Here is a 13,657-nt window from a genome sequence, read left to right on the forward strand (position 1 = left end):
ACAAGCTGACCTACCTCGGCTACTCCTACGGCACCCGCATCGGCGCCGCCTACGCCGAGGCCTACCCGACGAAGGTGCGGGCGATGATCCTCGACGGCGCCGTGAACCCCAACGCCGATCCCGTGGAGGCAGATCTTACCCAAGACAAGGGATTTCAGGACGCCTTCAACCAGTTCGCCGCCGACTGCGCGAAGAATCCGACCTGCCCGCTGGGCACTGACCCGGCCAAAGCCGTCGACGTCTATCACCAGCTGGTCGACCCGCTGGTCGACCCGAACAACGAAATGATCGGCCGACCGGCACCCACCGAGGACCCCCGCGGCCTGAGCTACCCCGACGCCATCACGGGCACCACCATGGCGCTCTACTCCCCCGGCCTCTGGCAGCACCTGACCGACGGCCTCACCGAACTAACCGACCACCGCGGCGACACCCTGCTCTCCCTGGCCGACACCTACTGGCAGCGCGACCCGAGCGGCCACTACACCAACTCCACCGACGCCCAATGGGCGATCAGCTGCGTGGACCAGCCGCCGATCACAAACCGCGCCACGGTCATTGACGAAGACCGCCGCTCCCGCGAAATAGCCCCGTTCGAAAGCTACGGGCACTTCACCGGCGACGCCCCGCTGGACACCTGCGCGTTCTGGCCCGTGCCACCCACTAGCAAACCGCACACCGTCTCCGCGCCCGGCCTGGCGCCCACCCTGGTGGTGTCGACCACCCACGACCCGGCGACGCCCTACCAGGCCGGGGTGGATCTGGCCACTCAGCTGCACGGATCATTGCTGACCTTCGATGGAACCCAGCACACCATCGTCTTCCAGGGCGACCACTGCATCGACGACTACGCCACGACCTACCTGATCGCCGGCGACGCACCGCCCAGCGGCGCGACCTGCAGCTAGAGCCCGAATCGCTGTCGACGCTTGCCTCGCCCGACGTGAGTCTGGCGGGTCCGGCCGCCGCTTTCGGCCGCTGGCGGCGCCGGCGAAGCGCCGATCCGGCTCAAATCCCATGTGCCAGAATGCAAACAGAATAGGCGCCCGCGGCACCGCGCGAAATGCCGCGGCCACCCGCTCACTGGACACATGCCCCGTCTGCTGCAGCCCGTCAGCCAACTCATCCCGCAGGTGCTGCCAATCCCTGCGCGCGTCGCCCACAGCCGCCAGCGTCTCGACGATCGCACCCAACGACATCCCCGACCCGGTCAGCCAGCGCATACGCAGGACCCGCGCGAGATGGTCAAGCCCATAGTCGCGCGTTGCCCCCCGCAACGGCGGCACGGGCAGCAACCCGACATGGTGGTAGTGGCGCACGGCGCGAACAGTCGTCCCGGCCAGATCCGCGAGTTCCTTGACCCTCATACATCCATGGTGAAATGTGACTTAACGTCACGGTCAACTACCGGCGTCTCACACGATGGAACCCGGCCCGGCAGCAGCCAGGGCTGACTGATAGAAGGGGTGGCCTGGTCGTCGACACAGACAACGGTGGTCAGGGTTGTTTGCTGTTTTCTAGAGCCTGCCAGTGTTGTTGAAGCAGCGGGATGAACTCTGATGCCCGCTCTTCCGGGAAGAAGAGGCGCGCGTCGGGAATTGTCGCGAGTTGGGAGCCGGGAATGAGCTCGGCCAGTCGGTGCGCCCATTTGATGTTGAAGAACATGTCGCCGGTGCCCCACACGATGAGGGTGGGCGCACTCAGTTGGGCTAGCCCGGATCTGACCGCGGTCAGGTCAGCGGAGTTGATGGATGCCAGCAGGCGCGCGAATGCTCGAGCCGTCTGGCGTGTTCCGAAGACAGGACGCCAGTAGCCGTCGAGGACTTCAGGCGGAAGCCGCCGAAGATGCTGATAGCCCGTCGCATACGCCGCTCGCGCTCGACGCGGATTTCTGAGCGCGCGCGGGGCCATGACTTCGAGGAGGCGCAGGCGTGCTGCCAGGGCAAAGGGTTTCACTTGCCACGGTGGCGCGTTGCCCTCGGTATCGCAGTTCGTCAAGGTCAGCGTTGCGAGTCGGTCGCCCAGGCGCACTGCGGCTATCTGGGCGACCGCGCCGCCGGTGTCGTTAGCGACGAGATCAATCCGATCGAGGTCCAGATGGTCGCACAACTCGAGGACGCGCTGCGCGAGGCCCGTCAATGACACATCAGCGTCGACGGCAGCCGGCGGTGTCTGCCCATGTCCGGGCAAGTCAACCGCGATGCAGCGTCGCTGCGGTGAGGCCACCGCCGAAATGACGTGGCGCCACAGCAGGCTGTTTGTGATGATGCCGTGGACGAATACCGCTGGGCGGCCAGCACCGACATCGAGGTAGCTCACTGGAGCTGATGCTGTCGTGGCGTGCTGGCGATGAGTTTCTAGGGCGGCGATGTCCATGCGCAATGACCCCTCCCCTTTGTTAAATACTCTAGGATTGTCAGATACTGCGGGTATGTGCCCTACTGGCCGACTATTCTCTTGGCTGTGGACGCTGTCAAGAGTCGCCGTGAGCAATACGCGGCGCAGACCCGGCAAGCGGTGTTGGACGCGGCCGAGGCGGCCTTCGCCGAGCGTGGCTTCACGGCAACCTCGATCACCGATATCGCCGAGGCGGCGCGCGTCACCAAAGGCGCTGTCTATCACCACTTTCCGGACAAACGCGCGCTATTTGAGGCGGTGCTCAACCGCTGCGACGAGACGGCGCAGCGCAATGTCTTCGACGCCGTCGCGAAACATCCCGATGATCTCTGGGGTGGTGTTCTGGCCGCGCTCGACGCCACGCTCGATGCGTGTGCCGATCCGGTCATCGGCCGACTGATCTATCTCGAAGGCCCGATCGCCCTGGGCTGGACGCGGTGGCGCGAATGCGAAGACGAATACACCTACGGCAACATCCGACGTTTGCTCGACAGTGCCATCCAGGCAGGAATCTACCGCCGCGACATCCCCGTCGACGCCATGGCACAAGTCATGACCGGCATGATCACGCACGCTGGCGTAGCCCTCGCCGAAGCGCCCCCAAGGAAAAGAAAAAACCTGCGCCGCGATCTCCACAAGGCAATACAGCACCTGCTAGAGGCGGTAAGGTCGAGCCCCCAGTAACCCACGATGCAAATTCACCAAGGTCGCTGTACCGTAGGAGATTTCACTATCACACATACCGATAGCTAACCGGCTCCCGTCGTTACGCGCTGGCACAGTAACAATATTGAGAATCGAGACCGCGCTGCGGAGGTCCAGCTGTTCTCACTTTCATGTCATTAATGACATCCCGATGAATTGAAATTGAGACGATGACACCGAATTTTTGAACCGGCCGGAACCCCGCTCACCTCGCCATGTTGGCGAATCGCGACAAGTGCAGCTGGTGTGCCACAGTGACGGTCTTGGTCGGGCCGTTGCGATGTTTGGCGAGAATGAAATCCGCCTCTCCCCCGCGCGGATCGTCGCGATCGAACGCGTCGGGCCGGTGCAGCAGGATCACAACGTCGGCGTCCTGTTCCAAACTTCCCGACTCGCGAAGGTCGGCCAGCATCGGCTTCTTGTCGGTGCGCTGCTCGGGACCGCGGTTGAGCTGGCTGATCGCGACCACCGGCACCTCGAGCTCCTTTGCCAAAAGCTTGAGATGGCGGGAGAATTCGGACACTTCCACCTGACGCGACTCGTACTTCTTGCCCGACGTCATCAACTGCATGTAGTCGACCACGATGAGTCTCAGGTCCGCCTTCTGCCGGAGCCGGCGCGCCTTGGCGCGGATCTCCATCATGGTCAGGTTGGGCGAGTCGTCGATATACAGTGGCGCCTCACTGATTTCGCTCATCCGGCGCGCGAGCCGTGTCCAATCGTCGTCGCTCATGCGGCCCGAACGCATATCGGACAGCTTGATTTTCGCCTCCGCCGAGAGCAGACGCATCACGATCTCGGACTTGCTCATCTCCAGCGAAAAGATGACGCTTCCCAGGCGGTGCTTGATCGAGCAAGACCGCATGAAGTCGAGCCCGAGCGTGGAGTTGTGCGTGGGCACCATTCCGCGGCCGGCCAAATACAGTCGCCCGCCGTTGTCCACCTGCACGCAACGCACCGGCACGCTGTCGACCCGGCGCACCGCCTGGATCTGTAGCACCGGCGCCATCAGCGCCGTGGTCGCCGCGCTCCTGACATGGTGCCCGGTCAAGCCAGCCGGGGCGATCGCGTCCCAACCGCTCCGCAACTGAGCCGACGTCCGGATGCCCCGAGTCGTCGGCCATTGGTGGGCGGCGTCGGCGACAATCACCGTGCCGTCGGAGAATTCAATCCGGTAGCACGGATGCCCGAGCAAGACATCGGTAGCGGCCAGCACCCGCGTCGGCCGCCCGTCGGCGTCCAGCAACTGGTCGCCGACCGCGACGTCGCCCATCGTCGTCCAGCCCGCTGGCGTCGGGAGCTGGGTATCCAGTGCCAACGCTTTCCCCACGCCCGGGCGGGCCGCCACGATGATCATCTGCCCGGGGTGCAGCCCATTGGTCACCTCGTCAAGCTCGGTGAAACCCGTCGGCACTCCACGGGAGAGGCCGCCGCTGGAAGCGATGGCGTCGATCTCGTCCATCGTCGGCTGCAGGAGGTCCTCCAGCGGAACGAAGTCCTCGGAAAGGCGGCGTTCGGCGACGTCGTAGATCTCCGCCTGCGCGCGGTCGACCACCTCGGCCACGTCGGCACCTTCGGCGCCCGCGTAGCCGTACTGCACGACCCTGGTGCCGGCCTCCACGAGCCGGCGCAGCAGCGCCTTCTCGGCGACGATGCTCGCGTAGTAGCCGGCATTGGCGGCCGTGGGCACCGTCGAGATCAAGGTATGCAGATACGGCGCGCCGCCGATGCGGCGCAGCAGGCCGCGGCGGTCCAGTTCCGCGGCTACGGTCACCGCGTCGGCCGGTTCCCCCCGCCCGTAGAGGTCCAGGATGGCGTCATAGACGTTCTGATGCGCCGGGCGGTAGAAGTCGCCGGGGCGCAGCCGCTCCAGCACATCGGCGATGGCGTCCTTGCTCAGCAGCATCCCGCCGAGCACCGATTGCTCGGCGGCCAGGTCCTGTGGCGGCTGGCGACCGAACTCCTCTGTCGCGGGCGAGGCATCCATCCCAGGCGCGAGATCGTCCACGACCGCCACGGACCCTCACCTCCCTGATACGCGTAGCCGAACATACATTCGATAGCCGATATTCAGAGCGTAAGTCAAGGCGCCGACATCCCAGGACCCACAGCACCCATATCGCACGGCGCCGGGAAGACGGTAAACGTTGCTGGCAAGCCGATGAAAGGGCCGTTGTTCATAACGCTGTGCATCGTGTGTGCATATCCGTCGACACCTGTGTTGAGCGGGCTGTGGAGAACCTGTGGATTAGATCGAGCCACCGAGATATCACTGCTGATAAAAGCAGTACAACCCGCCGGGTTTGGTGTGGACAAGAATCCCTACGGCGTGTCGGGCCAGGTTACTGCGCCGGGCGTGTTGGTTTTCGGCCGGATTTTCGCCGCGTTACGAGGCGGTTAAGCCGGCGCCGTGGCGACCCCACCGAAATTGTTCGCCAGATGGACCGGTGGTGACTTGGCCGACGGAGCCGCCGGCCGCGGTCATCGCGCGACTCAGTGCGATGGCGGGCGGCGACGGACGGCCGCGCGTCGGAAGCAAACGCTGAGGAGTTAGCTATCCGCGACGACGTCGAGTGCAACCTCGACATCGATCTCGGGATGCAGGTGCACCGAGACCCGGTGCGCGCCGACAGCCTTGATGTGCGTCTTGGGCAGCCGAACGATCCGCCGGTCGAGGTTCGGCCCCCCGGCCTTCTTGATGGCCGCGACGACATCGCCGGCGGTCACGGAGCCGAACAACTTGCCCGAATCGGCCGCGGCCTTCACCGGAAGCGAGACCATGCCGAGCGACTCGATCGCCGCCTTGAGTTCGTTGGCGTGCTCGAGGTTGCGCACCGTCTTGGTTTCCCGGGCGCGGCGAATCTCGTCGGCCTGTTTCTGCGATCCGCGGGTGGCGGCGATCGCCAGGCCGCGTGGCAGCAGGAAGTTGCGGCCGTACCCGTCCTTGACCTCGACGGTGTCGCCGACGGAGCCGAGGTGGTCGACGTCGGCCGTCAGAATCAGCTTCATTTCTAGGTACTTTCGGTTGGCTTTACCTGTGAGAACGGGTCGGCTAGCGCGCCGAGGACGTGAAGGGCAGCAGTGCCACCTCGCGGGCGTTCTTCACGGCGAGCGCGATGTCGCGTTGGTGCTGCACGCAGTTGCCGGTCACGCGGCGCGCCCTGATTTTTCCCCGCTCACTGATGTAGGTGCGTAGCAACGTGGTGTCCTTGTAGTCGATCGCTTGCCCCTTCTTCGCGCAGAAGACGCATTTCCGCGCCTTGACCGGCTTTTCCGGAGCCGGGCGCCGCTTGTTGGACTTGGCCATGTGAGTCTTTCTTTCCGTCTCTTACTTGTCTGCAGTTTTCGCGGTCAAAACGGTGGTTCGTCGTCGCCGCCGCCGAACGACCCCGACGCCGGAGCACTCCCCCACGGGTCGTCGGCCGCTCCGCCGCTGCCCTGCGCCGGTGCCGGTGCCGGCGCTGGTGCCGAGCGGGAACCGCCGCCCGCGCCGAAGCCACCGCCCCCGCCGCCGCTGCGGCTGGCCTTGTTGACCTTGGCCGTGGCGTAGCGCAGCGACGGCCCGATCTCGTCGACCTCGACCTCGACGACGGTGCGCTTCTCGCCTTCACGGGTCTCGAAGGACCGCTGCTTGAGCCGCCCCGTGACGATCACCCTGGCGCCTCGCGTGAGGCTCTCCGCGACGTTCTCGGCGGCCTCACGCCAGATGTTGCACCGCAGGAACAGCGCCTCGCCGTCCTTCCATTCCCCGGTCTGCCGGTCATAGATCCGGGGCGTCGACGCGACGGTGAAGTTGGCCACGGCGGCACCGGAGGGAGTGAACCGCAGTTCGGGGTCGGCGGTCAGGTTTCCGACAACGGTGATAGTGGTGTCACCAGCCACAATGTCCTCCTTGTTCCGTCCTGGTTCTCGCCCTGGTTCGCGCCGCGCGATGGTGGATGGTCATGGGTATGTCTCGCCGATTCAAGCCGAGATTGAACAAGCTTAAGCAGCCGATCCGACACGCGTCAGTCAGTGCTTGTCGGTGCGCATCACCTTGGTGCGCAGCACGGACTCGTTGAGGCTGAGCTGGCGGTCGAGCTCGGATACCGTCGCCGGCTCGGCCTTCAGGTCGACGACGACGTAGATGCCTTCGGCATGCTTGGCGATCTCGTAGGCCAACCGGCGCTTGCCCCAGATGTCGATCTTCTCGACGGTTCCGCCGTCCTTGCGCACGACGTTGAGGAAAGTCTCCAACGACGGGGCAACGGTGCGTTCGTCGAGCGTGGGGTCGAGAATGACCATAATTTCGTATGGACGCATGGAAACCTCACCACCTCCTCTGGTCTCAAGCGGCCACGGTCGGTCCGCGGCAGGAGGGTCGCCTGCGTCGGCAACCGCACCAGGCTACCGGACGCCGGGCTTCGCCGAGAAATCCGGCGTCACTTGCGGGCTCGGTGATATTCGGCGGCCCGGGCCTTGGTCGCCGCATCGGCCTTGGCCAGCGAGCCGGAGTCGAACGGCGGGTGCGGGTCGTATTCGATGAGCAGTTGGGCGGCCTGCGCGGCCTCGCGATCGACCAACAGCTCGACGAGCCGCAAGGCCATGTCGATTCCGCTGGACACTCCTGCGGCGGTAATGATCCGCCGCGGGAGATGCTCGACGACACGCTCCGGGAGGTAGCGCGCGCCGAGTTCGTTGAGGATGTCCGCAGCCCCGAAGTGCGTCGCCGCGGTGAGTCCGTCGAGCAGGCCCGCGGCGGCGAGCAGCAGCGAGCCGGTACATACCGACGTGGTGAACGTCGTGTGCGGGTGTACCGATTGCAGCCAGCCGCGAAGCACTTCGTCGTGAAGCAGTTGACGGGTTCCGATGCCCCCGGGCATGACCACCACATCCGGAGCCTCGACCTCGTGGAAGGCCGCGTCGCAGCTGATACCCAGCATCCCGTTCTCCGTGCGCACCTCACCGCGGCGGTGTCCTAGAAACACGACGTCGAACGAGGGAATGCGTTGCAGCACTTCGTAAGGCCCCACAGCGTCGAGCGCGGTGAAGCGGGGAAACAACGGGATTGCGACCAGCATCACGCGTGCGCTTCAACGGTTTCTTCGGCGTCCGTCGCAATCGGCGGCGCGGGCGGCCGTCGCACGCCGGACGGGCGCAGCCGCTCCGGAAGCCAACCGGGCGGGGCATCATGGGCGCGGTCGAAGGGGCCGCCAGCCGGATCGTCCACCCGTCCCTCCCACCGCACGAGGTCCTCGTTCGGCCGGTAGATCTGCCGAATCACCAACGCGCACAGCGCCGCGACCGCGACGTCACGGAGCAAGACCATGGTGGTGAAGAACTCCGCGGGAAGTCCACGGTTCGGATTGCCGTACAGGTAGTACATCCGCGGGATCCAGACCAGCGCGTCGATGGTCATCCACGCCAACAGTATTCGCCGGTGCGGCAGGGCCAGCACCGCCAGCGGCACCAGCCACAGCGAAAACTGCGGGCTCCACACCTTGTTGGTCAGCAGAAAGGCCGCAACCACCAGAAACGCCAACTGCGCCAACCGCGGTCGCTGAGGAGCGCTGAGCGCCACATAACCGATTGCCGCACAGCACAGTACGAAACATACGGCCACCACCGTGTTGAGCACCGTGGGCGGCTGCCAGAACCCCAGATGGCTATCGAAACCGCGCCAGCCGGTGAATGTCTTCACGACGTTGTACAACGAGTCCATGTCGTCTCCGCGGCGGGTGTTGAGCCGGAAAAACTCCGACCAGCCCCGCGGAAAGAGCACCAGCACAGGCAAATTCACCAACAACCAGGTGGCGGCGGCCGCTCCCGCGGTGCGGCCCACGGCACGGAGGCGCCCAGTCCTGATGCCCAACACCAACATCGGGCCGAGAAACAACAGCGGATACAGCTTGGCCGCGGCGCCCAAACCGATCAGCACACCGGCCAATCCCGGTCTGCGTCGCGCCCACGCGAGCAGCCCACCCATCGCGAATGCCGTTGCCAGAGAATCGAAATTGGTGAAAATCTGGAAGATCACCAGCGGTGACACGGCCACCAGGGCGGCGTCCCATATGCGGCGGCCCGACAGGCCCGCGGTGGCCCAGACCGTCCCCAGCCACGCCAACGCCAGCCCGAATGCCGCAACGTCGAAGAAGATCACCACCTCGGCGACCACCGGTAGCGGGGCCACCTTGCTCACCGCGGTGTAGGTCTTGGCCAGCGCCATCGACACGTACTGATAGATCCCGGTCAGCACCGGATACTCCATGTACCGCACCGCGGGCCGGCCATCGTAGCGGGTCTGCGGTGCGCCACTCCCGTCGGTCTCGATCCAGCTCGACTTGTACGGAAACTTGCCCTGGCTCAACAATTCCGCGCCGTAGAGGGGCACCGTGTCCGAATAACACAGCTCGTAGTAGGCGCGCTGATTTTCCCAATTGGCGACGCGCTGATCGCCCGTGCCCGCCCCGGTGCTTTGGAGGCAGGCCGCCTTCGTCGACCAGCCGAGCGCCAAAAACACCAGCGCCATCACGAACATGACCCGCACCGGAGTCATCACCCGAGTGCGGCCGATCAGCGCGTGCCGCCCGACCGGTCCGCCCACGACCTCCGCCAGGGCCGCACCCAGGAAATCCGTGCGGCTCGGGCAATCGCGATTGCCGGCGCACCGCAGATCGGCTGCCAGGGGCTGCGGCGAAATGGTGGCGCTCCGCTGCCGGGCGCCCGTCACGGCGGTGGCGACGGAGCCTGCGGGCCGCCCGGCGGAACGCCGGGTAGCTGCGGTCCGCCCGGCTGGGGGTAGCCCGGTTGTATTCCGCCCGGCTGATTGCCGCCCGGCGCCGGTGCGTTAGGGATGGTCGTCGGCGGGCCGACCGGGATGGTGATGCCCGGCGCCACCTCGATGGTGGGCTGGATGACGGTCTCCGACGGCGCCTTGGGCGGCGGCGGCGGCGCGGCGGGCACACCCGCGTAGCCGCCGATCGAGGCCGGCTTCGGGAAGCTTTCATTGGAGGCGCCTTTCAGGGCACCGTCCATGGTGGATTTCCAGATGTCCGACGGTAGACCGGAACCGTAAACCTCTGCGCCGGAAGCCGTTACCAGCGGCACGTTGTCCTGGACCGTGCCCACCCAGACGGCCGTCGACAACGACGGCGTGTATCCCACCATCCAGGCGTCCTTGTTGGCCGACGTGTCGCCGAGCTGAACCGTCCCCGTCTTGGCCGCCGACGGCCGCCCGCCTGCCAGATTGTGGCCGCGCGAATAGCCGGCGATCGGCTCCATCGCGGCCGTGACGTTGTCCGCGACGCCCTTGTCGATGCGATTCTCGCCGCCATTGGCGTTATTGTCCGTGTTGCCGGCGTCGAAAAGCACCTGACCTTCGGCGTTGACGACCTTCTGCACCAGATGCGGCCGGTGGTAGATTCCGGACGCGGCCAGCGTGGCGTACGCCGACGCCATGTCGACCGGCCGAGTTTGGTACTGGCCCAACACAATCCCGTTGTTGGGCGGCCCGCCCTTGCCATCCTCGGACAGCGTGTGCGGAACGCCCGGAAAGCTGGTCGCGATACCCGCTTGGTGCGCGGCATCCGCGACGGCCTGTGGTCCGCCCTTCAGCTTGAGCATCAACCGGTAGTAGGCGGTGTTCAGCGAAAGCTTCAGCGCCTCTGCGATATTGCAGGTGCCGCAGCTCTCGCCGTCGACGTTGGTGATTTTGATGCCGTCGACGGTGAGCGGAGAGCTGTCCACCTGGTAACCCAAGCCGATGCCCTGTTGCAGCGCAGCCACGAGCGCGAAAACCTTGAACGAGGAGCCGGTCTGCAGCCCGGCCTGCGCGAAGTCGAAACCGTTGGCGTCCGCCCCGCCGTAATAGGCCCGCACCGCTCCGTTGTGTGGATCGATCGAAACCACCGCGGACCGCATGTCGGGACTCTGCCCGTCGAGATATTTCGACACCGCCTTCTCCGCAGCCTGCTGTGCCTTCGGATCGATAGTCGTGGTGATCTGCAAACCCTGGGTATTCAACGTCTGCTCGTCGATATTGAACAGCTCCATCAACTCTTTGGTCACCTGCCGCTCGATCAACCCGTTGGGGCCCGTGGTCTGGTTCTGCGCACGGGCCTGATCGGGTGGCAGGGTTGCCGGGAATACCTGTGCCGCACGATCACTTGGCGACAGGGCCTTGGTTTGCACCATCCCGTCGAGGACCCAGTTCCACCGCTCCACGGCGCCCTTGGGATCGACAGCCGGGTCAAGCGAGGACGGCCGCCGAATGAGCGCCGCCAGCAGCGCACCCTCCGAGACGGTGAGCTGGTCGACCGGCTTGTCGAAATAGGCCTTGGCGGCAGCCGAGATCCCGTACGCCCCACGGCCGAAGTAGATGATGTTCAGATACGCCTGCAGGACATCGTCTTTGGACCACTCCCCCGACATCTTGGTGGCGATGACCAATTCCTTGGCCTTGCGCATCAGTCCACTTAACCCGTGTTGTGCCGAGCCGACCAGCGCGTTCTTGACGTACTGCTGGGTGATGGTCGACCCTCCCTGCAGATCGCCGCCGCCGAACAGGTCGTTATTCACCGCCCGCGCGAAGCCACTGAACGAAAAGCCGGGATTGGTATAGAAATTGCGGTCTTCTGCGGCGATTACCGCCTGACGGACGTGCACGGGGACCTGGTTGAGGTTGACGTCGACCCGATTGCCTTCCGGCGGAACGATTTTAGCGATCTGTGAACCATCGCCGGCCAGGATCGTCGAGACCTGGTTGGTCCGAATGTTGCCCGGCTTCGGGACGTCGACGATGAAGTACGCCATGGTGAAGGTGACTATCGGCAGGAGCACCAACACCGCCATGGTGAGGTAGGCCGCTCGTCGCACCCACAACCAGTTGATGTGGTCGGCCCACCGCCACTCGATCCCGCGCCTGGGAACTCCACCGCCCGATCCCCCCGGGCCGCCGGGCCGCCCGGATGGCGGCGGAGGCCCATCCGGGGGTGGGGACCCGTAGATCGATCCGCCGCCCCGCGGAGAGCGTGCCGCACGACTGTCCAGTGCCGCCTTGACCTCGTCGAGAGGGTCTGGCTGCAGGCGAGTCGACGGCGGACTGTCCAAAGCCGCCTTGACTTCCTCGATGGGGTCCGAAACACGGGATGACCGGTTGTCGACGACCGGCGGGAGGATCGTGGTCATCCGGTCGTCGGGCGGAACCGGGTGGCGGCGACCGGGTCCCGCGGGCGCGGCTCGCCGGTTCGGCACCGGGCTGTCGGGGCCGCCCGGGCGGTCGGGGCTCGCGTGCCGGCCCACGCGCTCGGTCGCGGGTTCCTTCGCGTCACCGATCGACCGATCGTGGCGTCCTTCGTTGTCCACTGTTATTCGGTGGCCGTCCGGGCACCGTCGCGCGCCGTGCGGGTGCCCCGGGGAGGCGGTGCCGGGCGCGCGGCGCCCATCACATAGGACTTCACCAGGTGATTCCAGCTGCAGGTACGGCACACCTCGACCACGTGGACGGAGAACTCCTCGAAACGGGCCGCCAACATCACCAACTCTTCGGCAGTGCGAGCCGAGCCCGATACCGCACCCAGATGGTCGCCGAACACCCACGACACCAAGGTGAGTTGCTCCTTCCGGCAGATCGGGCACATCACACGGCTCTGTTTTCCATGAAACTTCGCGGCGCGCAGCAGGTAGGGGTTGGCGTCGCAGACGTCGGACACCCCGGTGCGGCCGGAGTACACCTCGGCGAGCAATGAACGCCGCCGGAGGGCGTAATCCACCACCTGTCGCTGCAGTCGCACGCTGACCAGAGTACGTGGCCGAGCGCACCGTGGACACGCAACCGAGGCTGTTGCCGCCCAGACTCCGGCGACCGGCGATCACATCAGGTGCCGACCTCACGACCGGGATCTACGATCGTCCGCGTACCGAAATTGCGCGGGGCCCACCACCCGGTCCGAGTGCACAACGGTGGTTCCGCGCCGACGAGCCGTCAGCGGTGGGTCATCGTCTTCGCTGGTGAGGATGCCGTCGAGCCAGCCAATCCGGCCTCGCGCGGGCCGGGTGGCCCGCCCGACGCTGTGACAAATAGCGCACCAACACCAGGTTGTGTTGTGGCGAATATATCGAAACGATACGATGACGCGAGGCGTCGGACCGTTCTAACCGACCATGCAAAGGGGGTGGGTCGATGCTGGAGCTCGCCATCCTCGGTCTCCTGATCGAATCGCCGATGCATGGCTACGAGCTGCGTAAGCGGCTGACCGGTTTACTCGGTGCGTTTCGGGCGTTCTCCTATGGATCGCTCTACCCGGCCCTGCGGCGCATGCAGGCCGAAGGGTTGATTGCCGAGAACGCCGCCCCGGCCGGCACGCCGGTCCGGCGGGCCCGGCGCGTTTACCAGCTGACCGACGAGGGCCGCCGGCGCTTCGGGGAGCTGGTGGCCGACACCGGTCCCCACAATTACACCGATGACGGCTTCGGGGTACACCTGGCGTTCTTCAACCGGACTCCGGCAGAGGCGCGGATGCGCATTCTGGAAGGGCGCCGCCGCCAGGTCGAGGAACGGCGGGAAGGTCTGCGCGAA

At 65.7% G+C, this 13,657-nt stretch carries 13 protein-coding genes and 1 pseudogene; 3 read left to right on the plus strand and 11 right to left on the minus strand.

Annotated features, from left to right (window positions below):
* A partial coding sequence (locus tag JO059_RS05815) for an alpha/beta hydrolase (protein WP_293315156.1) occupies positions 1 to 908 on the plus strand: 908 nt, incomplete at its 5' end.
* Positions 909 to 1,178: 270 nt separating this feature from the next.
* On the opposite strand, the pseudogene JO059_RS22900 reads toward JO059_RS05815, so the two are convergent.
* Both JO059_RS22900 and JO059_RS05820 read right to left on the minus strand, forming a co-directional pair.
* Positions 1,179 to 1,367, minus strand: a pseudogene (locus JO059_RS22900) (MerR family transcriptional regulator); the annotation flags it as partial.
* Positions 1,368 to 1,497: 130 nt separating this feature from the next.
* The gene (locus JO059_RS05820; RefSeq protein WP_293315157.1) at positions 1,498 to 2,376 is read right to left on the minus strand and encodes an alpha/beta hydrolase; all 879 of its coding nucleotides are present in this window, start codon (positions 2,374 to 2,376) and stop codon (positions 1,498 to 1,500) included.
* Between the two features lie 87 nt (positions 2,377 to 2,463).
* On the opposite strand from JO059_RS05820, the gene JO059_RS05825 reads away from it, so the two are divergent.
* The gene (locus JO059_RS05825; protein ID WP_293315158.1) at positions 2,464 to 3,081 is read left to right on the plus strand and encodes a TetR/AcrR family transcriptional regulator; all 618 of its coding nucleotides are present in this window, start codon (positions 2,464 to 2,466) and stop codon (positions 3,079 to 3,081) included.
* Positions 3,082 to 3,307: 226 nt separating this feature from the next.
* Here the strand turns inward: JO059_RS05825 and dnaB are convergent, their stop codons facing one another.
* From dnaB to JO059_RS05870, 9 genes are all read right to left on the minus strand, one after another.
* The gene (gene dnaB / locus JO059_RS05830) at positions 3,308 to 5,119 is read right to left on the minus strand and encodes a replicative DNA helicase (protein WP_293315159.1); all 1,812 of its coding nucleotides are present in this window, start codon (positions 5,117 to 5,119) and stop codon (positions 3,308 to 3,310) included.
* A 533-nt stretch (positions 5,120 to 5,652) separates the two neighbouring features.
* Positions 5,653 to 6,111 carry a 50S ribosomal protein L9 gene (gene rplI, locus JO059_RS05835; protein WP_293315160.1) on the minus strand — a complete coding sequence of 153 codons (459 nt, stop codon included), beginning with the start codon at positions 6,109 to 6,111 and terminating at the stop codon, positions 5,653 to 5,655.
* A 43-nt stretch (positions 6,112 to 6,154) separates the two neighbouring features.
* Complete coding sequence (gene rpsR / locus JO059_RS05840; protein ID WP_293315161.1) at positions 6,155 to 6,409, minus strand: 30S ribosomal protein S18; 255 nt, start codon at positions 6,407 to 6,409, stop codon at positions 6,155 to 6,157.
* Between the two features lie 44 nt (positions 6,410 to 6,453).
* Complete coding sequence (locus JO059_RS05845) at positions 6,454 to 6,984, minus strand: single-stranded DNA-binding protein (protein ID WP_293315162.1); 531 nt, start codon at positions 6,982 to 6,984, stop codon at positions 6,454 to 6,456.
* A gap of 129 nt (positions 6,985 to 7,113) precedes the next feature.
* Complete coding sequence (gene rpsF / locus JO059_RS05850) at positions 7,114 to 7,404, minus strand: 30S ribosomal protein S6 (RefSeq protein ID WP_046182478.1); 291 nt, start codon at positions 7,402 to 7,404, stop codon at positions 7,114 to 7,116.
* A 119-nt stretch (positions 7,405 to 7,523) separates the two neighbouring features.
* Positions 7,524 to 8,162 (minus strand): DJ-1/PfpI family protein, encoded by a 639-nt coding sequence (locus tag JO059_RS05855; RefSeq protein ID WP_293315163.1) that lies wholly within the window; start codon positions 8,160 to 8,162, stop codon positions 7,524 to 7,526.
* Positions 8,162 to 9,811, minus strand: coding sequence for a glycosyltransferase family 87 protein (locus JO059_RS05860; protein WP_293315164.1), 1,650 nt, complete (start codon positions 9,809 to 9,811; stop codon positions 8,162 to 8,164). Before JO059_RS05860 ends, JO059_RS05855 begins: the two co-directional genes overlap by 1 nt.
* The gene (locus JO059_RS05865; RefSeq protein WP_293315167.1) at positions 9,808 to 12,267 is read right to left on the minus strand and encodes a transglycosylase domain-containing protein; all 2,460 of its coding nucleotides are present in this window, start codon (positions 12,265 to 12,267) and stop codon (positions 9,808 to 9,810) included. The genes JO059_RS05860 and JO059_RS05865 overlap by 4 nt, the downstream gene beginning before the upstream one ends.
* Positions 12,268 to 12,446: 179 nt before the next feature.
* A complete protein-coding gene (locus JO059_RS05870) occupies positions 12,447 to 12,872 on the minus strand; it encodes a DUF5318 family protein (protein ID WP_293315165.1) in 426 nt (141 codons plus the stop codon).
* Between the two features lie 389 nt (positions 12,873 to 13,261).
* On the opposite strand from JO059_RS05870, the gene JO059_RS05875 reads away from it, so the two are divergent.
* Positions 13,262 to 13,657 (plus strand): PadR family transcriptional regulator (locus tag JO059_RS05875; RefSeq protein ID WP_293315166.1); only part of this gene is annotated, 396 nt, incomplete at its 3' end.

The organism is Mycobacterium sp., assembly GCF_019247615.1.
Classification (GTDB): domain Bacteria; phylum Actinomycetota; class Actinomycetes; order Mycobacteriales; family Mycobacteriaceae; genus Mycobacterium.

Excerpts from the sequence above, each read along its gene's own strand:
- JO059_RS05820 (WP_293315157.1), bottom strand. The coding sequence starts at position 2,376 with ATGGACATCGCCGCCCTAGAAACTCATCGCCAGCACGCCACGACAGCA.
- rplI (WP_293315160.1), bottom strand. The coding sequence starts at position 6,111 with ATGAAGCTGATTCTGACGGCCGACGTCGACCACCTCGGCTCCGTCGGC.
- rpsR (WP_293315161.1), bottom strand. The coding sequence starts at position 6,409 with ATGGCCAAGTCCAACAAGCGGCGCCCGGCTCCGGAAAAGCCGGTCAAG.
- rpsF (WP_046182478.1), bottom strand. The coding sequence starts at position 7,404 with ATGCGTCCATACGAAATTATGGTCATTCTCGACCCCACGCTCGACGAA.
- JO059_RS05855 (WP_293315163.1), bottom strand. The coding sequence starts at position 8,162 with ATGCTGGTCGCAATCCCGTTGTTTCCCCGCTTCACCGCGCTCGACGCT.
- JO059_RS05865 (WP_293315167.1), bottom strand. The coding sequence starts at position 12,267 with ATGACCACGATCCTCCCGCCGGTCGTCGACAACCGGTCATCCCGTGTT.